The 24,149-nt window shown below is 41.4% G+C and carries 19 protein-coding genes; 5 read left to right on the top strand and 14 right to left on the bottom strand.

The window, feature by feature from the left end; all coding sequences use genetic code 11:
* Positions 1-7: 7 nt before the first annotated feature.
* Together NVS78_RS07120 and NVS78_RS07115 are read right to left on the bottom strand one after the other, a co-directional pair.
* Positions 8-1,321, bottom strand: a complete 1,314-nt coding sequence (locus tag NVS78_RS07120) for a YihY/virulence factor BrkB family protein (protein WP_286358568.1) — start codon at positions 1,319-1,321, stop codon at positions 8-10.
* 123 nt (positions 1,322-1,444) lie between these two features.
* A complete protein-coding gene (locus tag NVS78_RS07115; protein WP_286358567.1) occupies positions 1,445-2,722 on the bottom strand; it encodes a cysteate synthase in 1,278 nt (425 codons plus the stop codon).
* Between the two features lie 374 nt (positions 2,723-3,096).
* Here NVS78_RS07115 and dnaK point away from each other — a divergent pair, with 374 nt between their 5' ends.
* Positions 3,097-5,010: a molecular chaperone DnaK gene (dnaK, locus tag NVS78_RS07110; protein WP_041504098.1), complete on the top strand. Its 1,914-nt coding sequence runs from the start codon at positions 3,097-3,099 to the stop codon at positions 5,008-5,010.
* A gap of 62 nt (positions 5,011-5,072) precedes the next feature.
* On the opposite strand, the gene NVS78_RS07105 is transcribed toward dnaK, so the two are convergent.
* From NVS78_RS07105 to NVS78_RS07075, 7 genes are all read right to left on the bottom strand, one after another.
* Complete coding sequence (locus tag NVS78_RS07105; RefSeq protein ID WP_286358566.1) at positions 5,073-5,237, bottom strand: hypothetical protein; 165 nt, start codon at positions 5,235-5,237, stop codon at positions 5,073-5,075.
* An 18-nt stretch (positions 5,238-5,255) separates the two neighbouring features.
* Complete coding sequence (lpxA, locus tag NVS78_RS07100; protein WP_286358565.1) at positions 5,256-6,035, bottom strand: acyl-ACP--UDP-N-acetylglucosamine O-acyltransferase; 780 nt, start codon at positions 6,033-6,035, stop codon at positions 5,256-5,258.
* A 16-nt stretch (positions 6,036-6,051) separates the two neighbouring features.
* Positions 6,052-7,437 carry a TolC family protein gene (locus NVS78_RS07095; RefSeq protein WP_286358564.1) on the bottom strand — a complete coding sequence of 462 codons (1,386 nt, stop codon included), beginning with the start codon at positions 7,435-7,437 and terminating at the stop codon, positions 6,052-6,054.
* Positions 7,438-7,446: 9 nt separating this feature from the next.
* Positions 7,447-10,620 carry an efflux RND transporter permease subunit gene (locus NVS78_RS07090; RefSeq protein ID WP_286358563.1) on the bottom strand — a complete coding sequence of 1,058 codons (3,174 nt, stop codon included), beginning with the start codon at positions 10,618-10,620 and terminating at the stop codon, positions 7,447-7,449.
* A 32-nt stretch (positions 10,621-10,652) separates the two neighbouring features.
* A complete protein-coding gene (locus tag NVS78_RS07085) occupies positions 10,653-11,780 on the bottom strand; it encodes an efflux RND transporter periplasmic adaptor subunit (protein ID WP_286358986.1) in 1,128 nt (375 codons plus the stop codon).
* A gap of 458 nt (positions 11,781-12,238) precedes the next feature.
* On the bottom strand, positions 12,239-12,826 hold the full coding sequence (locus NVS78_RS07080; RefSeq protein ID WP_286358562.1) for a hypothetical protein: 588 nt from the start codon (positions 12,824-12,826) through the stop codon (positions 12,239-12,241).
* A gap of 128 nt (positions 12,827-12,954) precedes the next feature.
* Complete coding sequence (locus NVS78_RS07075) at positions 12,955-13,530, bottom strand: thymidine kinase (protein WP_286358561.1); 576 nt, start codon at positions 13,528-13,530, stop codon at positions 12,955-12,957.
* A gap of 236 nt (positions 13,531-13,766) precedes the next feature.
* Here NVS78_RS07075 and NVS78_RS07070 point away from each other — a divergent pair, with 236 nt between their 5' ends.
* Positions 13,767-14,756 carry an MBL fold metallo-hydrolase gene (locus NVS78_RS07070; protein WP_286358560.1) on the top strand — a complete coding sequence of 330 codons (990 nt, stop codon included), beginning with the start codon at positions 13,767-13,769 and terminating at the stop codon, positions 14,754-14,756.
* Positions 14,757-14,759: 3 nt separating this feature from the next.
* On the opposite strand, the gene NVS78_RS07065 is transcribed toward NVS78_RS07070, so the two are convergent.
* The gene (locus NVS78_RS07065; protein ID WP_286358559.1) at positions 14,760-14,894 is read right to left on the bottom strand and encodes a hypothetical protein; all 135 of its coding nucleotides are present in this window, start codon (positions 14,892-14,894) and stop codon (positions 14,760-14,762) included.
* 168 nt (positions 14,895-15,062) lie between these two features.
* Positions 15,063-15,236 carry a putative zinc-binding metallopeptidase gene (locus tag NVS78_RS07060; protein ID WP_286358558.1) on the bottom strand — a complete coding sequence of 58 codons (174 nt, stop codon included), beginning with the start codon at positions 15,234-15,236 and terminating at the stop codon, positions 15,063-15,065.
* A 176-nt stretch (positions 15,237-15,412) separates the two neighbouring features.
* Between NVS78_RS07060 and NVS78_RS07055 the strand changes: the two genes are divergently transcribed.
* From NVS78_RS07055 to NVS78_RS07045, 3 genes are read left to right on the top strand one after another with little or no spacing between them, the layout of a single operon-like run.
* Positions 15,413-16,183, top strand: a complete 771-nt coding sequence (locus NVS78_RS07055; RefSeq protein WP_286358557.1) for a DUF1573 domain-containing protein — start codon at positions 15,413-15,415, stop codon at positions 16,181-16,183.
* A 40-nt stretch (positions 16,184-16,223) separates the two neighbouring features.
* On the top strand, positions 16,224-17,015 hold the full coding sequence (locus NVS78_RS07050; protein ID WP_286358556.1) for a hypothetical protein: 792 nt from the start codon (positions 16,224-16,226) through the stop codon (positions 17,013-17,015).
* 15 nt (positions 17,016-17,030) lie between these two features.
* On the top strand, positions 17,031-17,942 hold the full coding sequence (locus NVS78_RS07045; RefSeq protein WP_286358555.1) for a hypothetical protein: 912 nt from the start codon (positions 17,031-17,033) through the stop codon (positions 17,940-17,942).
* Positions 17,943-18,135: 193 nt separating this feature from the next.
* Here NVS78_RS07045 and NVS78_RS07040 read toward each other — a convergent pair whose 3' ends face one another.
* From NVS78_RS07040 to NVS78_RS07030, 3 genes are all read right to left on the bottom strand, one after another.
* A complete protein-coding gene (locus NVS78_RS07040) occupies positions 18,136-18,942 on the bottom strand; it encodes a putative zinc-binding metallopeptidase (protein ID WP_286358554.1) in 807 nt (268 codons plus the stop codon).
* Between the two features lie 5 nt (positions 18,943-18,947).
* The gene (locus tag NVS78_RS07035) at positions 18,948-20,426 is read right to left on the bottom strand and encodes a RagB/SusD family nutrient uptake outer membrane protein (RefSeq protein WP_286358553.1); all 1,479 of its coding nucleotides are present in this window, start codon (positions 20,424-20,426) and stop codon (positions 18,948-18,950) included.
* Positions 20,427-20,565: 139 nt separating this feature from the next.
* Positions 20,566-24,039: a SusC/RagA family TonB-linked outer membrane protein gene (locus tag NVS78_RS07030; RefSeq protein ID WP_286358552.1), complete on the bottom strand. Its 3,474-nt coding sequence runs from the start codon at positions 24,037-24,039 to the stop codon at positions 20,566-20,568.
* Positions 24,040-24,149: the final 110 nt, after the last annotated feature.

Below are 24,149 nucleotides of genomic sequence, written 5' to 3'. Positions count from 1 at the left end.
CACAAATTCATGCTAATTTATTCGCCGTGAACTCTGCACGTATCGCTTTCGAAAACTGTTCTTTCCACTCCCGATCTTTACTCTCCTCTACCCTCGAAAGGTTCAGGATGATTTCCGCCACGGAAAGCCTGTGGAAATCAGAAGCGGGGTAGTAATAGTAATCGTCATCCTCTTTGGCTACCACAAGTATATGGCGATCTATCAACTCCTCCAGCACTAATCTCAATTTTCCGGTGTTCATCTTCATCTCTTTGTTAATCATCGTCAAACTGGGACCTCCCTCGTTGTTCACGTATACTTTAGCCACGTATTTTACGACCCGGATGGCATGTTCCATCGTCTCCATCCAACCCGTATCCCCGATCAACTCGTTTTTATACATAAAATGCCGATTCCTCAAAATATAACACAATTCCGTTCCCCACAGGACAACACACCAGCTTAACTGTAACCACACCAGCAGTAAGGGCAAAGCAGCCAAACTTCCGTATATGGCATTATAAGAAGTCACTCCTATCTGAAAACGGATGTAAAACCATTGCACTATCTGGTAAACAGTCCCGGCAACCATTCCGGCAATAAAAGCATGTTTGAATTTTACAGGCGCCGCAGGCATAAACATGTACAAAAATATAAATAACATCCATACCAACAGATAAGGTAAAAACTTGAACAAACGCAACAGGTAATCTCCTAAAACAGGAAATTCCGATTTCAAATCGGTTCCCATAAAAACATTCAAACTACTGATTAAGATAATCAGTATCGGAACAATAAAAATAATCGACAGGTAATCCGTAAACATCCGACGTATACTTCGCCCTTTACGAATTCCCCAGATCCGATTCATAGTCAGCTCTGTACTGTTCAGTACCTTGATAACGGACCAGAGAAGGATAACAATTCCAAAACCCGTAACGACCCCACCTTTGGCATTGGCAAGAGCACTGTTGGCATACTCCACTATCGTGGAAGCCAGACTCTCGTTATTGGAAAACTGTCCTTTGATCAACTCTTCCAACGAAGTCCCTACCCCGAACCCCTTGGCTATCGCAAAAGCCAGAGCAACAATTGGAATGAAAGAAAGGATGGAATAAAAAGTCAGCGCAGAAGCCGAAACGTTACAAGCATCCTTCAAAAAACGATTGATGGAAACGATCAATACGGATAAAGATTTTTGTAACACCTCCACGATAATAAATCGATGTTGACGATCTCGTCTCAACACGGCATAATGATAATCAAGATCCGATAAATTCTTAACATTACGAACGATCTCTCTCACCTTTCTCCTCCAATCGTCAACTTGTACCCGATTCATATCTTATATTTCTACTTGTTCCTTCTATGTGTTTTATGATTTTCAAAATTATAAAAAAAAGATATTCAAAAAAGGCCTCTTTTGAATATCTTTCAATATATTTACAGACAATATCTTACTCCTTTAAAACAGCAATTCGGATACTCTCTTTTTTACATCGGAAGCATTCGCGTCAATCGGGAAAACAATATCCGGCTTTTGCAAAACAAGCGCATGCTCCTGCTTGTAACGTCCGATTCCTCCTCCCGTAATATTCAACATAATGACAGCTTCATTCTCCACTCTCTTGTCACGCACGGCTTGAATTAAAGTTGCCGTAGCCACCGCGGCCGCAGGTTCTATATCTATCCCTTCCAATTTCTCAAAAATGGCTTTTGCCTCAAAAGCTTCTTCATTGGATGCCAACAATACATCTCCGCCTGTCGCTTTTAAAGCATCATATAAACCACCCTTCAAAGAGTAAGGGGGCTTCCTGTTGGAAAGTACCTTGGCACACATCTCTTCCACCTGTCCGCGAGCAACGTTTTCATCCAAAGGTAACATCTCCCGGGAGTCCGCCCTCCAAGCATCATATATGGGAGTGAACGGAATATTCTGGGAAACCATCAACTTCATCAGATTTTTTCCGAAACGACCGTCTCTTATAAATCTTTTGTTCGCTTCCCAAGCAGCGATAGCACCGGTTCCACTACCTACCGCTTGAAAATAGTAATCGGGAATCCTACCGATTTCCAACACGGCAGAGAGTACGGTAGTTCCCATACCGTCGCGACGAGCAACATTCTTAGCTCCCCCTTCCGGATAAAAATCCTCCAACTCACAAACAATATTAGAGAGGCGTATTGAATCGAAATAATCACTTCCCGATTCCGTGCAGATCAATTTAACACAATTATTCCACGGTTTATCCGCCCAAATAGCATCCAAATTATCCTCAGGTACACACAAAAGCAAAGGGATATGGTTGTCGGAACACACTCGACCGAAAGCACGAGCCGTATTTCCGGCAGAAGCCACCACCATCACCTTTCCCCCGTTCCGATTCGTTCGAGCGCAAACAGCATAAGCCTCACACTCTTTAAAAGAACCGGTATTCATCTGTGCTCCTTTTTCCGGCCAGTAACCGTTAAACGTAATATAAAGATTCGATAACCCCAAGTATTCGGCCAACCCTTCGCTCCGATAGGTCACCGGAGCTCCGGAACCATCCAAAGTCCGACAAATCGGTAACCAATTAGCGTATTTATAGATACCCGGCAGATCACTCCTCACCTCCAATTGATTCTTCGCGTAATTAGCAAAAATTAAAGCAGCTCCGTCTTTATGCGGACAATCCAACTCCCATTGTTTGTCCTCGAACGTTGTTCCGCAACATGATGATTCCAGTTGATAACGTGTCATAGTTTTTTACCCATGAATTAGTACATTTCTTTCCGTGTACAAAATTAAAGCATTTCAATACTTTAAAATAGGGTATAAATACCACTTTTTTCTATTTTTTCCGGTTATATGATGAATAACAAAAACAGGATCGCCGAATCGTGTCAAAATTTTGGTAAAATCAGGAACAAAATGTCTCGGTTCGAGTTTTTAATGTGACGATATGTCAGGAAATATGACATGCAAAATAGAATTAAGAAAACAATTTTATGAAAAATAGTGACTTTTAGAAGATGGCACAACGTTTGATAAAAGATAGATGTTCTTTGAAACTATTCAAAGTGATGATACGATAAACCAAATACGAAATAATAACATTAAATAATATTATAATTATGGGAAAGATAATTGGTATAGACTTAGGAACCACAAACTCCTGCGTTGCAGTGATGGAAGGTAACGAACCGGTGGTAATACCTAATAGTGAAGGCAGAAGAACGACTCCCTCTATTGTAGCGTTTGTTGACAACGGAGAGAGAAAAGTTGGAGATCCTGCAAAACGTCAGGCAATCACAAACCCGACGAAAACGATATATTCTATCAAACGTTTTATGGGTGAAACCTATGATCAGGTAGAAAAAGAGATTCAACGTGTCACGTATAAAGTGGTAAGAGGCGACAACAACACGCCGCGTGTTGAAATCGGCGACCGCAAATACTCCCCGCAAGAGATTTCAGCCATGATTCTTCAAAAAATGAAGAAAACGGCAGAAGACTATTTAGGTCAGGAAGTAAATGAAGCCGTTATTACCGTACCGGCCTACTTTAATGACGCTCAACGTCAAGCCACGAAAGAAGCCGGAGAGATTGCCGGATTGAACGTGAGACGTATCATTAACGAACCGACGGCTGCCGCCTTGGCTTACGGCTTGGATAAACAAGATAAGGATATGAAGATTGCCGTTTTCGATTTGGGAGGCGGTACCTTTGATATCTCTATCCTGGAATTGGGGGACGGCGTGTTTGAAGTGAAATCAACCGACGGCGACACTCACTTGGGTGGCGACGATTTCGATGATGTCATCATCAACTGGTTGGCCGATGAGTTCAAGAAAGACGAGGGCGTTGACATCCGAAAAGACCCGATGGCACACCAACGTCTAAAAGAAGCCGCAGAAAAGGCAAAAATTGAATTATCAAGTTCGACTTCAACGGAAATCAATTTGCCGTATATATTCCCGGTTGACGGAATTCCAAAGCACTTGGTAAGAACCCTAACAAGAGCTCAATTCGAACAATTGACAGACCATTTGATCCAAGCGACCATCGACCCCTGCCGTAGAGCATTGAAAAATGCCAACATGACAGCATCCGATATCAGCGAAGTAATCCTGGTAGGAGGTTCGACCCGTATACCAGCCGTACAGAAAAAAGTTGAAGAATTTTTCGGTAAAGCTCCGTCCAAAGGAGTGAATCCGGACGAGGTCGTTGCCGTAGGTGCGGCAATTCAGGGAGGTGTATTAACCGGAGAGGTTAAAGACGTGTTATTGCTGGACGTAACCCCGCTTTCATTAGGTATCGAAACCTTAGGTGGAGTAATGACTAAATTGATCGAAGCCAATACCACGATCCCGACTAAAAAATCGGAGGTATTCTCCACGGCAGCCGATAACCAACCGTCAGTAGAGATTCATGTATTGCAAGGAGAACGTGCTATGGCTAAAGACAACAAAACCATCGGCCGTTTCCACCTGGACGGACTACCACCAGCCCCGCGCGGAATACCTCAAATCGAAGTTAGTTTCGATATCGATGCCAACGGTATATTAAAGGTATCCGCCAAGGATAAAGCTACCGGAAAAGAACAATCTATCCGTATAGAAGCATCCTCCGGCCTGTCCGAAAGCGACATTAAGAAAATGAAAGATGAAGCTGCTGCCAATGCAGAAGCGGACAAAAAAGAGAAAGAACGTATCGATACCATCAATAAAGCCGATAGTATGATCTTCCAAACCGAAAAACAATTGAAAGAGTTTGGCGATAAGCTACCCGCTGATAAAAAACAACCGATCGAGGCTGCTTTACAAAAACTGAAAGATGCGCACAAAGCACAGGATATAGCTGCAATCAACTCTTCCATAGATGAATTGAACAACGTATTCCAGGCTGCATCCCAAGAGATGTACAATGCTCAACAACAAGCCGGAGCGCAAGGACAGCAAGGTGCTCCTCACACGGAACAACAAGCCCCGAATAACGGTGGAAAAGATCAGGAAGTGACTGATGTAGACTTCGAGGAGGTAAAATAAAACTTAAATAAAGTTTCACCATTTAAAATCCCACGGTAATTTTCATTACCGTGGGATTTTTATTACCGCCTATCTTCTTCTACATCCCCTTTCCATGCCCTTTTCCGTACCCAAACGGAGATCCGCACGTTATGGTTCTGATAGAAATCGTATAGGTATTCCCGTAAAGAAAAATCTGTCGTTGCAACTCCTAACGCACCGAAAATGCTAAAGAGTTGCAACAACATAAAAATTCATCCGTTGCATTATAGGGTAACCCCTATAATACCTTTCGAAGATTGCTCTATAAAATCCAATATGTACTGTATTTCCGGACCGATCGTTATCATTCTTCGTATTTGATTCAAAGCATTTTCAAGACTGGTCCCACATTGGTATATCTGACGATAAGCTTTAGCGATATCATCGATGGTAGCCTCCGACAATTTACCCTCTCTCGCCAAAAGAATGGCATTGATACCGTAATAGGTAATCGGATTATGAGCCGCTACGATAAAAGGTGGCACATCCTTATTGGCACGACATCCGTCCCGTACAAGGCTCCAACTTCCGATATGACACCCGTGCTTTATAATAACCCCGCTACCCAATATCGCACAATCGTCTACAATACAATTTCCAGCCGTTTTCGTGCCGTTTCCTAAAATACAATTATTCCCGATATGAGTATCATGAGCCAGATGCACACCTTCCAAAAGAAAATTGCCATCTCCGACGATCGTACAATCCGTCGGGTAAGTTCCTCTATTGATGATCACCTTTTCCCGAATCGTATTATTATTTCCTATTTTCAAAATCGTATCATCCCCTTTAAATTTAAAATCCTGAGGGGTGGCGCCGATAATAGCTCCCTGATACACGGTGTTATTCGTCCCCATTCGGGTTCCGCTTAAAATGCTGACATAAGGCATAACGGTACAACCGTCACCGATCTCAACATCTTTATCTATGTATGCAAACGGGTGTATGGTAACATCATTCCCGATTTTCGCACGCGGATCGACATAAGCTAATGGACTAATCATAATATTGTATTTTAAGTTAGTTTGTTCTTCCTCCGCCTAAAGCATGATAAAGATTCACGACTGCCTGCATACGTTGAAACTGATCGGAAACCTCCGAAAGTTGAGCGTTCAATAACGATTGCAGAGCGGTTAACACTTCCAAATAGGTCGAAGTACCGAACGTCAGTAATTCTTGTGTATATTCCACTGATTTCTCAAGAGATAAGATCTGCTTGCTTCGATGAGCCATTTTTTGTTCAGCCGTCGCGTATAAATTAAGGGCATCGCTCACCTCACCCCCCGCGTTCAATAAGGCCTGTTCGAAACTAAGCTTCGCCTCTTCCTGTTGAGCCTTGGCTATTCTTAAACGAGCAACATTAGCTCCCCGGTAAAACAGGGGTTGTGTAAGCGAACCTATTGCAGAAGCTATCATTTTCCCCGGATTCACGATGACACTTCCCGCCTGATTCGTCCATCCCAACGTTCCGCTGATGGATAGTTGAGGATAAAAAGCGGAACGAGCTTCGTTAAGATTATAATAAGTACCCGCAAGGGCCATCTCGGCAGCTTTTACGTCAGGACGATTGGACAAAAGCTGAATAGGGACTCCGGCATTCAACAAAGCCGGTAACTGCTGATCATCTATTTTCCCCCGTTCTATACGCTGAGGAGCCTGCCGCAATAAGAGAGACAATGAATTCTCTGTTTCTCGGATTTGATTCTTTAAATCCGCAATGGAAGCAAGGATCATATAATAATTAGCTTCACTTTGAACAATTCCCGCCTCATTAACGACGGCAGCCTCCTTCAAGGCTTTCATGGTCTCCGTATTCTTCCTCCATAAGACAGCAGTCTCCTCCGTGATCGCCAATTGCTTATCAAGCATAAGCAACATGTAATAATAATTAGCTACGGCTGCTATAACCTGAGTCCGTACCGCTTGTTTATAGGCTTCGCTTTGCATAAGGGCCGCCTTAGCCGCACGCTTCGTGTTTAACATTTTTCCGAAAAGATCAATTTCCCAACTTGCAGTCACCGGTAACGACCACGTCCAGTTACCGCAATTCTTATCGAAACTGCTCACTCCTCCCTGCGGAGATAAACCCAAAGAGGGAAAATAAGCCAAACGGGAAGTCATCAAACTCGCCTCCGCTTCTTTCACTCTCAGCATGGCCGTTTGTAAATCCGCATTTCTCTCCAATCCCATACGGATAAGAGTTTGTAATTGAGGATCAGTAAAAACCTGATCCCACGGTAAATTCCCCATATTCGTCGTATCGGATACCAAAGTATCGTTAACCGCAACCGGATCCCGGTATAACCCTCGAGTATCCACTTCGGGACGAGTATACTTTTTATATATGTTACAACTACTTAAAAGAGCCGCAATACATAACGGATAGATTATGATCTGTATTTTCATTTTATTTCACTATTTCGTATATTGTTCTATTTCAGATTCAATTTCCGTGTTATCCAAATCATGCCACTCTATCGGCTTGATTTTCTCCTGCAAATATTCAAAAGCCACAAATAAAGCAGGTACGATAAATACCTGGAAAATCATACCGATAAACATACCGCCGATCGCCCCCGTACCTAACGTACTGTTTCCGTTAGCTCCTACTCCATGTGCAAACATCAACGGCAACAATCCGATCACCATGGCTAAAGAGGTCATCAAAATAGGACGTAAACGAGCCGAAGCCCCGGATATAGCCGCATCCACGATACTCATTCCGGTTTTACGACGATCAAGCGCAAATTCCGTGATCAGGATGGCATTCTTAGCCAACAGACCGATCAACATGATCAACGCAATCTGCATGTAAATATTATTTTCTACCCCCATCATATGAGCAAAAATAAAGCTGCCCATCAGACCGGACGGCACAGAAAGCAAAACGACCAAGGGCAATATATAACTCTCGTACTGTGCACTTAGCAACAGGTATACGAATACGAAACACAAGATAAAGATCATAGCCGTAGTACCGCTACTACTATTTTGTTCCTCCCGTGTCATACCGGAAAACTCGTATCCGTATCCCGTGGGAAGTACCTGGGCCGCAACCTCTTCAATAGCCTTAATAGCCTGTCCTGAACTGTATCCATCAGCAGGAGCTCCGTTCACGCTCATAGAGGTAAACATATTGAACCGTTTGATATTATCCGGACCATATACCTTGTTTAAGGTCATGAACTGAGTAATCGGAGCCATCTCGTTACCGTTGCGCACCTTCACTCCCTGCAAGGATTCCGGATTGATACGGTATTTCGGGTCGGCCTGGATCATAACTCGATATAATTTCCCGAAACGATTAAAATTCGAAGCATAAATACCTCCGTAATACCCCTGCAAAGTTACTAAAATATCGTTCGGACTAATACCGGCCTGTTTACACTTAGCCGCATCTATATCTATCATGTACTGGGGAAACGTCGGATTAAAAGAGGTCTGTGCCGTTGCAATTTCAGGTCGTTCTACCAACTTAGCCAGAAAATCCTGTGCCACGGAATAGAACGTATTCAAATCTCCACCTGTTTTATCCTGCAAGTTAAACTCAAAACCGTTTGTAACACTATATCCGGGAATCATAGGAGGAGCAAATAGAAGAACCCGCGCATCCTTTACTGTCGCTTTCGCTTGCATATAAAGCGTCCCGATAAGCGTATTGATATCCTGTCCTTTGGTACGCTCGTTCCAATCTTTCAATTTTATAATGAATGTCCCGTAAGAATTACCTTGTCCTGCCAAAAAGCTATAACCGGTAACCTGTGTCCGTCCTTTTACGGCTGGATTAACGGCAATCAGACTATCGACCTGTTGCATGGCATACAAAGTCCTCTCTTGTGCCGTACCAGGAGCCATATCTACAACGGCAAATATCGTACCGGTATCTTCATTCGGAACCAATCCAGTCGGAGTAATATTCATCAAAAAGATCAACAAAACGACTGATGCGATAACCGCTCCAAACGACAATACATTCCGATGAATGAAAAATTTCACTCCTTTTTCGTACTTTTTCAAGGTCATATCATAAGCCGCGTTAAAAGCTAAATGAAAACGATCCACCAAAGAGATCTTTCTCTTTTTTCCGTCCTTGTCATGCGGCTTTAAAAATATGGCACACAAAGCCGGACTCAACGTCAAGGCATTGACGGCAGACAATCCGATCGCTATCGCCATTGTTAAACCAAATTGACGATAAAAAGTACCGGAAGTTCCTGTCATAAAGCTCACCGGAATAAACACGGACATCATAACCAAGGTAATCGATACAATAGCTCCGCCCAGTTCACTCATAGCGTCAATAGAAGCTAAACGGGCGGATTTATATCCCTGATCCAATTTGGCATGCACACCCTCTACCACCACGATGGCATCATCCACCACAATAGCGATAGCCAAAAGTAAAGCACACAAAGTCAAAAGATTAACACTGAATCCTATCAAATAAAGTCCAAAGAAAGTTCCGAGCAAGGCCACGGGAATGGCAATAGCGGGAATCAACGTCGAACGAAAATCCTGCAAGAAAACATATACCACGAGGAATACCAACACGAAAGCCTCTATCAACGTCTTGAGCACCTCACGAATGGAAGCGAACAAGAAATCATTGGCATCCAATAATACTTCCACCTTCACTCCGGGAGGAAGTGTATTATCAATCCTATCCAAATAGTCCTTTATATCGTTGATAATAGTCGTAGCATTAGAACCCGCCGTTTGGAAAATAATAGCAGTTACCCCCGGATGCCCGTTTACATTATTATTAAAACCATACGTCAAACGTCCCAATTCGATATTAGCGACGTCTTTCAATCTTAAAATTTCCCCGTTGGAAGTGGCGCGTATAACAATGTCCCCGAATTCTTCCGCGGTTTGCAAACGTCCCTTGTATCTCATTACATATTGGAAGGACTGGTCTCCTTGCTCTCCGAATTGTCCGGGTGCAGCCTCTATATTTTGCTCCGCCAAAGCCGCAGAGATATCGGCAGGCATTAACTTATATTGAGCCATCACCTCCGGCTTCAACCAGATACGCATAGAGTAATCCGTACCCATCACCATGGCGTCACCCACGCCGGGAATACGCTTAATCTCCGGAATAACATTGATATTCATATAGTTTTCCAGAAATTCATTGTCGTACTTATCATCGGAACTATAAAAAGCAAAACCCAACAACATACTGGTCTGACGCTTTTGCGTGACGACACCGACCTTCGTAACCTCGGAAGGCAGGAATCCTTGAGCTTTGGTAACACGGTTCTGAACATTTACGGCAGCCATGTCCGGATTCGTTCCTTGCTTAAAATAGACCTCAATCGAAGCATCTCCGGTATTCGTTGCTGTAGAGGTCATATACATCATATCTTCCACTCCGTTGATTTGTTCTTCCAAAGGAGCAATAACACTATTCAATACGGTCTGAGCATTCGCACCGGTATAGGAGGTATTTACCCGAATGGTCGGAGGAGCAATATCAGGATACTGTGAAACCGGCAAAGATACCAAACCTAATCCTCCCAGTATAACGATTAAAATGGAAATAACCGTCGAAAGCACAGGGCGGTTTATAAATTTATCTAACTTCATCTTTTTGTTTATTACAGATTAATCTTAACACCCTAATTTTGTTTCGGTCGAGTCATAGCTTTCAACTTCGCAGCCGATTCTTCCAAAGTAATCGGTTTGATTTGCATGCCGTCTCTCAGTGTTCCAACCCCCTCTGCTACAATTTTATCACCGGGCTTTAAACCGGAAGTTACAACAAAGTTTTTTCCATCATTCAATTTAAATACTTCTATCTCCGTATTCTTCAACTTAGCATCCTCCTGCAAAACATACACGAACCTTTTATCTTGAATCTCATAAGTTGCTTTTTGAGGAATAACAAGTGCATTCTTCAAAGTCGAAGGAATAACCACAGAACCCGTTCCTCCGCTTCTCAACAAATGCCGGGGATTACGAAAGGCCGCACGTACGCTCACGGCACCTGTAGTCTGATCTATTACCCCGCTAATGGTTTCTATTCTTCCTTGCTCGGAATAAAGCGAACCGTCAGCCAAACTCAAAGAAACCAATGGCATCCGTTCTAAAATTTCCTTAGATGAACCGCCTTGCCGAATCAGATCTAACAACTCTTTCTCCGTCATTGAAAAATAAACATACATCTCCGAAATATCCGATACCGTCGTCAAAGGTGTAGCCGATGTAGGACTAACCAAAGCTCCCACCCGAAAAGGGATGCTCCCCATAACCCCATCGACGGGACTTACCACACTCGTATATGAAAGATTTTTTTCCGCGTTGACTAATTGTGCCTCCGCCTGTGCCAACGCTGCTTTTTGCGAAACTAAGGCGTTTTCCGCCATCCGGTAATCATAGTTACTGATAATATTTTTATTGGCCAACTCCCGTTTATTATCGGCTGTCAACTGAGCTGTAGCTACGCCCGCCTCAGCCACACTCACGGCAGCACGAGCTACATTTACCGCTTCCTCATACTGCACGGGATCGATAATAAACAACGTTTGCCCTTTTCGTACATTTGCTCCCTCGTCTACGCATAATTTCGTAATAAATCCGCTGACATTCGGACGAATCTCAACATCTTGCCGTCCCCGGATAGTCGCCGGATAAGAAGAGGTCAACACGACATCCTCAGGCTCTACCGTCATTACGGCATAATCCGGTACGGCTTGCTGGCCTGATTGCTGTTTATTATTACAAGCAAAAAAAGTGATTCCCAACATCATCCAAATAACTTGTCGGGAAAAAATAATTATTAATCTCTGCATTTTCATATATTATATTTTATATAATTAAATTTTCTCTTCCACGGTACAGGGTATAGACAAACACCATACCAAAACAAAACAATAAGAAAATTGTTTTTATGCCACTCAGGTAAAAAAATCTTAATTACAGATACAATCATCGATAAGAATCTCTGCCCCTCAGAAACTCAGGAATACTCCGATTCCTATCCCTCATAAAACTCCCCAAAATTAACAAATTTATTCGGACATGTATACCCCGCACATGACTTTAATCTCAATTTATAAAGCAAAAAATAGTAAAGTAGGGTGAAGATAAACTTATCCTCACCCTACTTTACTAAAAATTCGTAACTTAGATCAACTTGCTACCCGATTCTCTCTTTTTCCTCGGTTCTTACCTTTTCTACCGGGGAGCTACGAGTCACAACCAGTCACACGATCAAATTTCTATATATAACCGCAATACATCCCAATAAAGTCACCATATAGATCAAAAAAAGAATAAATACCAAGATTCCTCCTATAAAAGGAATAAAAGCAAAAACAACAAGAAGTATATAAAACGCAAGTCCCAAAACAAAATGAATACCAAATATGGTCCATTTATAACCATAAGTTGCCTGATTACTACGTATCATCGCCTCTCCCGGAGCAACCCCCTTGTCTAATAAGATATAAACGGCAAGAGACCAACCGATGGAAATAACAATTCCCGGAATAACAACAAAAAAGAGAGCCGGGATGATGGCAAGCGACATCAAGCCGATCAAGGTAAAGAATTCGCCCATGTATTTCCGGTATTTGGCCTCAAAAATAAAAAGGGGAGAGATCATCTCTCCTTTGCTCAAAGCGACAGGAATGGTCATGATAGCGATGGTCGTTCCCACATTCAAATAGGGGATCCAAATGGTCAAAATCCACAAAAATACGGCAGCAATTAAGGATAACGTATTCTTCAAACCGATACCGACACCCTCTCGGAGTACGCCAAAAACAGTAATTCTTCTGATTATTTCCATCATTTCACAGATTAAGATTAATAAATAAAAACATCACACACGATTTGTATCTTTCTTTCAAATATATACAATTATTTAATTATATCACGGTTATATGAAAAAAATAATCCCGATCGTAATTTACCCCTTCATTCTTTCTCCTTTTCCATGCTCTTATTAAAGCAATGCCGACAAATGGGCTCATAAGTATCTTGTTCTCCCAACATCACCAAGCTATCATTCGGTGTCAATCGATGGGAATGATTGGCCAAATTTCCACACCGGACACATATGGCATGTACTTTTGTTACATATTCAGCAATAGCCATCAGTTGAGGCATAGGTCCGAAAGGATTACCTTGAAAATCCATATCCAATCCGGCAACGATCACCCTAATGCCATGATCCGCCAACTCCTTGCATACGGACACGATATTAACATCAAAAAACTGTGCCTCATCGATTCCAACCACATCCACATCTCCCGTCAACAAAAGAATATTACCGGAAGAGTCTACAGGTGTGGACCGAATTGTGTTAGCATCGTGCGACACGACATCTTCTACAGAGTAACGGACATCCAGCTGGGGTTTAAAAATCTCTACCCGTTGGTTCGCAAACTTAGCCCGCTTCAATCGACGGATCAACTCCTCTGTCTTCCCCGAAAACATTGATCCGCATATTACCTCTATCCATCCTGCCCGATTAGCACTTTCCAAAAACATATTTACCACTTTTACATCTGCAAAGGTATAAAAAAAACGAAGAGGAAGCACGGTCCACGTGCTTTTACCCTATCTTCCCCATACATCATCGTACTCTTCGCTTTTACATCTCCTTTCATTACTTTTTATTACCAAATTAACATAACCATAACATTGCCAATAGATTTTTTAGCAGAAAATTTCCTTCTATTTTTCTCGATAAACGTATCTTTGTAACAGAATATCGGAATGGAACTATGAGTCAACCTATCTCTTTTCGTCAGAATGAAGCATTAACCACTATTAGGCAAGAATGGAAAGGAAATCCCGTCGTCAAAGGAAAATTTATCAACCAGCAACACCATGTAAAACACGGAATAGGTAGTGTTTTAAAGTGGAGACTCTCTCCTAATCCACAGAGGAAAGAAAAACGAAGAGAAAAGTGGAATCCCGAAATAAGATTTCTTCACTCTTTGGAAAACATAAAAGGAGATGCTTTGGTTTGGCTGGGACACAACTCGTTTTTCATGCAATTCGGAGGCAAAAAATTGCTCTTCGATCCCGTTTTCGGTCATATTCCTTTTGTTCGCAGACGAAGCAACCTACCGGTTAACCCCCGAATCTTGAAAGAGATCGATTACCTGCTGTTAAGTCACGATCATTTCGACCACTTGGATAAAAAAAGCATCGCTCTTCTGTTTTCCAATAATTCCCGGATGAAGGTTTTTTGCGGTTTGGGTGTGGGAGAACTTCTCCGATCCTGGTTCCCTTCCATTCAGGTTATCGAAGCCGGATGGTATCAACAAATAGAAGACAACGGTCTTAAAATTACCTTTCTCCCTGCCCAACATTGGGGCAAACGCTCCTTCGCTGACGGAGGACAACGCCTATGGGGAGCTTTTATGTTAGAAAAAAACGGACTTTCACTATATTATAGCGGAGACACGGGATATGCCAAACACTTTTCCGAAATCAAGGAACTATTCGGTTCTCCGGACTATGCCTTGTTGGGAATCGGAGCCTATAAACCCCGTTGGTTTATGCAACCCAACCACATCTCCCCCCACGACTCTATCAAAGCAGCCACGGAAATGGGAGCCAAAACAACCATTCCCATGCATTACGGCACTTTTGACCTATCCGACGAACCGCTAAGCGACCCGCCTAAAGTTTTCGCAGAAGAAGCTCAAAAACACAAAGTAAACATCTATATCCCCGTCCTCGGCGAAATAGTCCCTCTAAAATAACCCTCAGAGACAGGCGCAATGTGCTTTTTCACAAACGTCGAATAACATACACCTCACTCCCTTAACCCGGACAAACCACCGTTTACCGACATCCGGATATTGCTTCATTTTTTTCCGTTCGCGCACAGAAAATTCCATTTACTTTTCCCTTTAATTTTTTATTCAACAACTCCTGCACTTTCCGCTCCGGCAACCTACGATTCCGATCGATACCTCAATAGGGCAGGCAAAAAATATCACGCCCGGGTTTAGCATATTCATTCAACGCTAAACGAAAGCGCGATATTATTTCAATCTAAGATTGCTTTAGTCTTTCCAATGGAAAGCTTCCAAATCGATATCGAAGTTATCCTTGAAATATTGAACCAGATAAGCGTATTTTTTCTTGATCAGCGGGTACTGGTCACATAAAGCCGTGGCCTCTTCTTTCGTGGTTTTGGCAATCAAACCGCTCGCCACACATTCGTGCAATTCCTGCATGGCCGCTTTCAACTTCGTCTTTGCCGGAAAAGAATAAACATAGTTGTAATAGCAAATTGTACCCGTGCCTTCGGGTTATTTATTCAATATTATCTCATAATATTTTGAATTAATACAATATTTTCATATATTTATCAATATTACATCTTTATTGAAAAACAAAACACCAATACAAAATGAAATTAATCCTATTTATATTGATTTTTTTATATCTTATCTCTTGTTCTTCCAAAAAATACGGAGAATGCACTGAGAGGATAGACAAATTGCTTTTCGATAAGATAAACATTAAATGGGGTGAAATACATTTGAAAAAAGAATACAAACAAACCATAAAGGTATACAACCCTACTTCTCAAAAAGTCTCTTTCAGAATATATACAGATTTATCTGAATTTCAAGTGACAAAATTCAAAAGCGATTCTTTAAACTATATAACAACCGAAACAGTTCTTTCTCCACATTCAAGTGATACCTTAGTTGTTACATTTACACCCTGCGATACAAATTTATTAGGTAGTTACGAGAAGGGATTACATGTCATGATCAATAAAGAAATACTATTTGTCCCTCTTAAGATGCAAGCATATATTTTAGAGAATTTCGATTCGATTTCTTTAGAAGAAAAACTACATCCACCTATAATAGAGATATATAACGACACATTCAATTTTAATAATACTAACAGAAATAAAAAAATTCCGGTCTCCTTTATAATCAAAAATACTGGAGAGAGAAATTTAATTATTCGGAAAGTGGAGACAGATTGTAGCTGTATTAATTCAACTCTGCAACAACGTATCGTTTATCCTGGTCAAACAACTACATTAAATGCAACATTTGTAAGTATGGGACATACCGGATTACAATATCGAACTATCAGATTATTCACCAACGATCCCGAACACCCCATGATCAAGCTTACCATAAAAGGATATATAGAATAATAATACAAATTTCACATTTATAAATCTAAACAACAATATCATGAAAACAAAAAAATATTATCAAAGAATCGGATTAATGCTATTAAGCATTTTCACTTTTCTCCTCGGATGTGAGAAAATGGATTTTACTCCCGAACAAGAGTTTTCTCTTCGGGAAATATACCGTGATTCCGCCTTTTTAGGTTTCGAAGGCAATTTACGTGTCGACAGCATACTTTTAAATAATCTAGAAATTTATCTTCCGGCATTTGAACGAATGCAACGCCATTTAAAAATTAAAGATAATCGTTATACTTGGGATTTTGAAAATGGGGTAGAAATTAAAATCTCAGAAAATATATACGACTTCATTACTTGGCTCTGGAAAGGCCAAAATAAAAGATTAGAAAGCGGAGATTATATCCTTAAAGCAACAGAATATGGTTTTTGTGTAATAGCTAAAATAGAACCAGAATATCCCAAAGCAAAAACAGGTCAATTTATTATTCCAGGAGCTCATGGACATAACGCAATAACTTTATATCAATTATATAAATATGCAGCAACAGATCGTTATTTATCGGAATATATTGAAAATCTTTTAGATTATGACGTTTTTAGGCCTAGTCATTCTCATGTTGGAAAAACCAATAATATTCGGTGGACCTATTTCTGTGAAAACGCTTGTTTTTATTATGGCCCGAGAGGATTAAGATGTGAACATAATATAATCGGGTATAAAGATGATGACGTTTATCCTGGTGAACATTTTCAAAAAGTCAGAAACATATTTGGTGGAACCATTGTATCTCTAATGAATTACGAAAGAGTAATCCGTTATGGATTTCATTAATTAAAATCAAATACAATGAAAACAATACCTCTATTATTTATTAGTACATTCGTCATTATCCAGATGAGTTGTTCCTGTCCGAAGTTAAAACTTTGGAACGGGGAGGAAATATGTTATAAAGATTCTGTATTTTTAGGTTTCAAGGGTAATTTGGACAACGATACTCTCCTATCGAATCATCAGAATATATACCTACCGGCATTTGAACGGCTAAAAGGACACCTAAAAGTGGAAAACAATCGGTTGACCTGGAATGTCAGGAACGGAGCAGAGATCAAAATTTCCGAAAATATATACGATTTTATTACCCGACTATGGAAAAAACAAAATAAAAGATTGGAGACCGGAGATTTTGTGATCATGGAAAGCAAAGATCGATACTATCGAATTCTATATAAAAGAGATACCGTGGGAAGGATAAAGGGTGATCTATCTAACCTAAAATTAACCGATCCGAATTATACGAAAGACCAAAATAAAACAGAGATATCCGATTCCGATCAGATTACGTTAAGTTCTTCTTATCCGAAACTAAAGCTCTGGAACGAAGAGGAAGTATGTTATAAAGATTCCACATTTCTGAGTTTCAAAGGAGATTTACAAAACAACACCACACGCCAAACTTATCAGAAGATATACCTCCAGGCTCTCGAACGCATGAAAAGACATCTTAAAGTGAAAAACAACCGATTAATCTGGAATTTAAAAAACGGGACACAAATCAAAGTTTCTGAAAATATTTATAACTATATCATTCGGACATGGGAACGAGAAAATACAAGATTGGAAACGGAAATGTATGCGATCATGGAAGATAATAAACGGAATTATTATATCTTGTATAAAGCAGATACGCTAAAAATCGTTCGAGATACGGACGGCTTGGGTCATCTCAAAGCTACAAATCCGAATTATGACAACCAATAGAGTTAAAACTCTATTGGTTCACTCGGAATCGTCAATAAAAATATTAATTCCAAAATTATAGCACATTGTACCCGTCCTTGTGGGTTATAGAAAAAACAGAAGATCGATAAGCACTCAAATCTTCTGTTTTTTCTGTTCTAACTTACTACAAACTTCTTTTCTGTAACTTAAAACTTTCTGATTCAAAAAAGTCTTAGTTTTTCCAATGGAAAGCTTCCAAATCGATATCGAAGTTATCCTTGAAATATTGAACCAGATAAGCGTATTTTTTCTTGATCAGCGGGTACTGGTCACATAAAGCCGTGGCCTCTTCTTTCGTGGTTCCGGCAAACCAGCCCACGTATTTATAAAAATCCTGCTCTTTCGTGGGTTGCAACCTACTATTGCGCCAAATATATCCCCGTTCCCACATCAATTTATCGTTGGTTATGACTTCCGCCTCGTAAGTACTCACCGAGTAAAACTCCTCGGGCAACACCGTGGTTTTGGCAATCAAACCGCTCGCCACACATTCGTGCAATTCCTGCATGGCCGCTTTCAACTTCGTCTTTGCCGGGAAAGACTTCGATCCCGCACCTCCCCAGATGTAGCTATTCACTCCTATAAGACCGTAACGTTGTGTCTTCTTATTCTTCGTTTCCCATAAGGTGTCTGTCAAATAAATGCGGTATGGTAAAAACTCTTTCAACATCTCATCCGAGTACTTCACCAACACCTTCTCCTGTACAAAATCCAGTAACTTCTCTGCATAATCGGTATTTTCCGGAAAAGAATAAACATAGTTATAATAGGAATCCCAATTCCAATTTATTTCCGCACTCGTGTAGGAATAAGCAATATAGGTGTCATACTTTTTATAGAAATCGGCAATCTTTTTATCCAACGGGGTCGCATTTGAAAGTTCCGGCTCCACGTTAAAATCCAATTCGGGCTTTATATTGTCTTCCGAACAAGCGTAGCACGCCATAAACGCCATCAACAGGTATATAATCTTTTTCATCGCTATTACATTTTACTTTCAACAGATTTTCTTTCAGGACGATTATTCAATTGTATCGCCGTGTTATATTCACGTTCTTTACGAGGGATTTCCAACACGTAACCGGCATCTCCTTTTTCCAGAACGAAGGTTTCCTCCAAACCGCCGTTACTGATCAGGACGTGTTTCAACTCGGGCATTCCCTGACGCCTTAAATCCCACCAACGATGAGTCTCTTCAAAACACAACTCTTTGCGCCGTTCAACCCTGATATCTTCCAACAATGCAACCGATGTATAATCACCCTCCTGCTTATCCTCGTAATCCTGAATGCGGTTGCGCCTCAACTCGTTCAACAACTCTACGGCCCGTTTCATGTTCGGTTCCTGTTTATCCAACACGTATGCCTCCGCCAAATTCAAATATACCTCAGCCACCCTCCAGGCTTCCCCCTTTCCTTGAGAAGGAGTACGGACATACTTAATCGGCTCGTACTGATATTTCGCCACGTTAAAGAATGCCTTCATTCTCAAATCCTTATTCACATCGTACAACTTCAACAAAGCGTCGTCGGCAAACTGGGATACCTGGAAGAAAGGACCCGCATTAGCCCCGGCAATACTATATATATACTTATAGGAAGTCGATACGCTGCCGAAATTAAACAGAACTTCCGGATTCTTGGTCGGGCTGATAAAAGAGAAAGAAGATTCTCCAAAAGTGATATCTCCAGCCGTCAAATCGTATAACTTGGAAGACAATTTCAACAACTCTTCTCCGTATTTCTTCACCCCGGCCCAATCCTCTTGGAACAAGGCAATCCGGGAAGCCAGAATCAAAGCCGCCTCGTACGAAACCTCAAACTTGTTATCCGGTGCGGAAGCCTTACCAAATAACTCCAACGCTCTTGCCATATCATCGTTAATCAATCGGTATACCTCGGCTATCGGCTTCCGGTAAAGACGATCCAGCGAAGGCTTGGTTTCCAACCATATACAAACACCCGGATCTGTGTTTACCGTCTCTTTATTATAAGGTTTCGCATACCAATTTACCAGGCAGAAATAATTATAGGCCCGTAAGACCAAGGCCTGAGCTACCAACAGGTTGATATCTTCCTGTCCCCCTTTCATCTTCTCCATATCGTTAATAATCAGATTACAACCCAATATATTCTTATACCGGGCCGGATAAGCCCCGTCGGTCTTACTCATCTCTTCTTCCAAATCCCGCTGCCAGGTGAAAACACCTTTATACTTGGCAACATCGGAAGTTTGGTCCTTGTTTTTATTTCCGACCCATATCTCCATATCGTCATCCATCAGTTTTATATAATCGGCATCACCCTGAAAGTTTTCCGGGTACCCCTCTCCGATCAACAATTGCCGGTACTGTTCCACCGTCTCCGGAATCACCACGTCCTTATCCGAATACTCGAGAAAACTGTCGCATCCGGACAACATATAGAGAAGCACTATCCCTGTAAATACTATTTTATTTCTCATAATTTCATCATTTTGCGATACTTCAATAAATCTAATCTTTCAAAAAGTATTTATTTTCATTATCAATTCATTACACTTTTACTACCTTCCATCCGATTTCAGGTTCCTTCGTTTCCGCATGCTATCAAAAAACGACGGTTTAAAAAGTCAGGTTTAACCCCAAACTATAACTCGGTAATATCGGAATATTCGCTGTCGGTGTTTCCGGATCCAAATTATGCCACTCCTTCGGAGCCCAAACGGCTATATTATTTGCCTGAAAACGCAGCGTCATCCCACGCAGATGCATCTTCTTCACGAAGTCGGAAGGCAACGTATAGCTCAGGGCTAATAAACGGAATCTTAAAAAATCGGTTTTGGCTACCCGGATATCACTCAAGTCATAAAATTCTTGAAACGTATACCCCACATCCGACCGGTAATTAAATAGGGCTGGAATATTAGTAACCGCTTCATCTCCCTGTTTCTTCCAACGATTAGCAATTTCTTTCGTCACGTTTTCCGCGGGATCAAATACAGCTTTTTTATCCCCGTACATCTTGGGCAAACGGGCTTTACCTCCCAATTGGAACGAAAATCCCAAGGACAAATTAAAACCTTTATAGGAAACATAGGTATCAAAACCTCCTGTTACGTCCGGATTGAAATTACCCGATCTCACGAAGGTGGCATTATCATAATCCACGCTATAAGATTCGTTGCCCTCTTTATCTAAAAATAACGGATACCCGTTTTCCTCGCTTAATCGCACAAAATCAATCGAATAAAATGTTCCGATAGCTGTTCCCTCCGTGGTAATGTTACCTTTGATCATATCTTTTCCCATCTCCTTTTCCGTCGCCTCGGGATATTGAGATTTTATAATTTTATTTTCGTTATGAGCTGCATTGGCTCTAAAGGTCCATTGCAAACCTCTATGTTTAACGATATCCACGGATATAGCTCCCTCGAAACCTCTATTCTCCATAATTCCGGAATTAATCGTCAGATAATTACGTCCGGTAGCCATTGAGACTTCTTTATTCATCAACAGATCCTCGCTTCTCTTGTTGTAATACTCCAACGTGGCCGAGAACCTTCCTCCCAATCCGAATTCCAACCCCACGTTAACCGATTTTGTTTTTTCCCATCGCAGATCGGGATTCGGTAACTGTTTTAGGGTAGCATATCTCAATTGAGTCAGATCCTGACGCCCCTGCAATTGTATAATCAAGTCCGGAGAAGAATTGTCTCCAATATTTCCCTGAACACCGTAAGAAGCCCTTAATGCCAAGTAATCCACCCATTCAACATTTTTCATAAATTGCTCCTCGTTCACGTTCCATCTTCCGGATACAGACCATACAGGCAAAAAACGATATTTCGGGTTTGTTCCGAATTTATTAGAACCGTCGGAACGAATGTTGGCATTAAAAATATAACGATTCTCATAAGAGTAATCGACAGAACCTATAAAAGAAGCAATTCGTGTTTCCCGGTCCGTAATCACGGCCGGCGCATTTCTCCCTACCAGTTCCCGAATCTTATCGTTATCCAAATTCGGCCAAGTCACCCGATCACCGCCTTCATTATCATACCCGTACACGATAGCCGAATGTCCTTTATACTCTTTCATCGTGATTTCCTGAATAAACAATCCCCGAAAAACATGTTTATTATTAAAAACACGCTTATATTCCAATCCGTTCTGCACCAGAATCGTATGTCCATTCGTGTAGCCATAAGACAATTCTCCCCCGTAGGGCAATTTCGATTTTTCCTCTTCCCGGCTCAAAGGAGGGAAGAAACCCAAATCATATCCACGGATATCGGCAATATAATAAGAACGCTCGGTAGCGATACTCTCCGTTCGTGCATTCGAGGTGGCAAAAGCAAAAAGTCCCCTGTACTTCAAACCCTTATATAAATCAATATCCAAATTCAATTGCAGCTTCAACTCCTCCGAATGTCCTTTCGAACCGGTTTCAGCCAACTCGTTCAGTACATTGTAGGATCTCGGTTTTTCCGTGGTTCCCCGGTTATAATAGCATAAACTTCCGTCTTCGTTATACGGAGAAAGTACTCTGGAAGCATGGTAAGCATAATCTTGCGGGTTAACTTGATAAAAGCCATTATTGTCCGATACGGAACCGGACATCTTAAATGTCGTACGCAACCAAGGAGCGATATCGCTCGTGATTTTCAACATGGCCGTGTACCGTTCACTATCGGAACCGATAGCTGCCCCTTTACTATTGTTATAACCCAACGAAACATAATACCGTCCATGCTCTCCACCTCCGGCAATACTTAAACTGTAATCCTGATACAGGGAATTACGGAACAGAATATCAAACCAATCGGTATTACGGGTTTCCAGTACTTTAGCCTGTTTTTCGAATTCCTGAGGAGTAATCTTCTTATCATACAGATCCATCACCAATCCTTCATAGCCCATCCGCCGGGGTACATTATAATACTCTAACCCGTCAGCAAGGATTTCCTGGGATAACCGTACTCTTTCTTGTGAATTCATTAAATTTAACCGACGATAAGAAGGCCTTTGATTGACAGAATAATTCGCATTGAAATTAACGGATGGCTTTCCGCTTTTTCCCGCCTTCGTGGTAATAGCGATCACACCATTGGCAGCCTGAACACCATAAATAGCGGTAGCCGAAGCGTCCTTCAACACGTTTATACTTTCAATATCCTGCGGATTCAATCCGGCAATCCCGTTTCCGATCAAATATTCGGCATCAGGACCATTGATATCGGACACGTTAAAAGGCAAAGCACTTTCCTGAATAACACCGTCGACAACCCAAATCGGAGCCTTCGTTCCGTTGATTGTCGAAGTACCGCGTATACGGATTTTCGGCGTTGCACTCGGCTCTCCCGAAGTCAAGGTCACCGACATTCCCGCTACCTTCCCCTGCAACATCTGGTCGATCGTCATAGCACCGGCAACCACCACATCTTCAGCTTTCAACGTGACAATAGAACTGGCCAACTCCCGCTTACTGAACTTTTGATAACCTGTCGTGACGACCACCTCCTCCATTGTTTGAATATCTTCTTCCATCTTAATCAGATACTCTTTTTTATTTTTCTCCAATTTCACATACTGTGTCTTCATCCCGATAAAAGAAACGACGATGGTATCCACTTTACCCGTAAATTCCAAGGTAAATAACCCCTTCGTATCCGTTGCCGTTCCCAAAGTGGTTCCTTTCAGACGGATGGTCACGCCGGGTAAGGGGAGTCCTTTCGTATCGACAACCTTCCCCTTGATAACCTCTTTATTCTCGTCCGAGATCCAGCCTTTCTCCCCTTTACGCTTCAATACAACCACATCATTGATGATTTTGTATTCCAATTTAAAAGAAGGCAAAACCTTATCCAACACGGCCTTTACTTCTTCGTTCGTAATATCGAGAGAAATCTTTTCTTCCCCTTTCACGACAACCGAATTATAAAGGAATTGCATACCTGTCTGATTCTTCACTGCCGAAATGAACTCCTCCAACGTCGCTTGTTCCAACTTCAAAGACACTTTAGTCTGGGAATATACCCCAGCAGAAAGATTCAAACTAAACAAGAACAGAAAGACAGCACTTAGTTTCATAATCATCCAAGTCTTTTTTTTACACTTAATAAGGCATGTTAACCTTAACAATGGTACTTTTTCCATACTTTTGCAACATATTAGTTATTAATATACTCTAACACGGATAACAAATT

It is taken from the genome of Gabonibacter chumensis, from assembly GCF_024741215.1.
Lineage (GTDB): Bacteria > Bacteroidota > Bacteroidia > Bacteroidales > Marinifilaceae > Gabonibacter > Gabonibacter massiliensis.
Note: the sequence above shows the minus strand (reverse complement) of the source record. Positions and strands in the feature narration are given on the sequence as shown.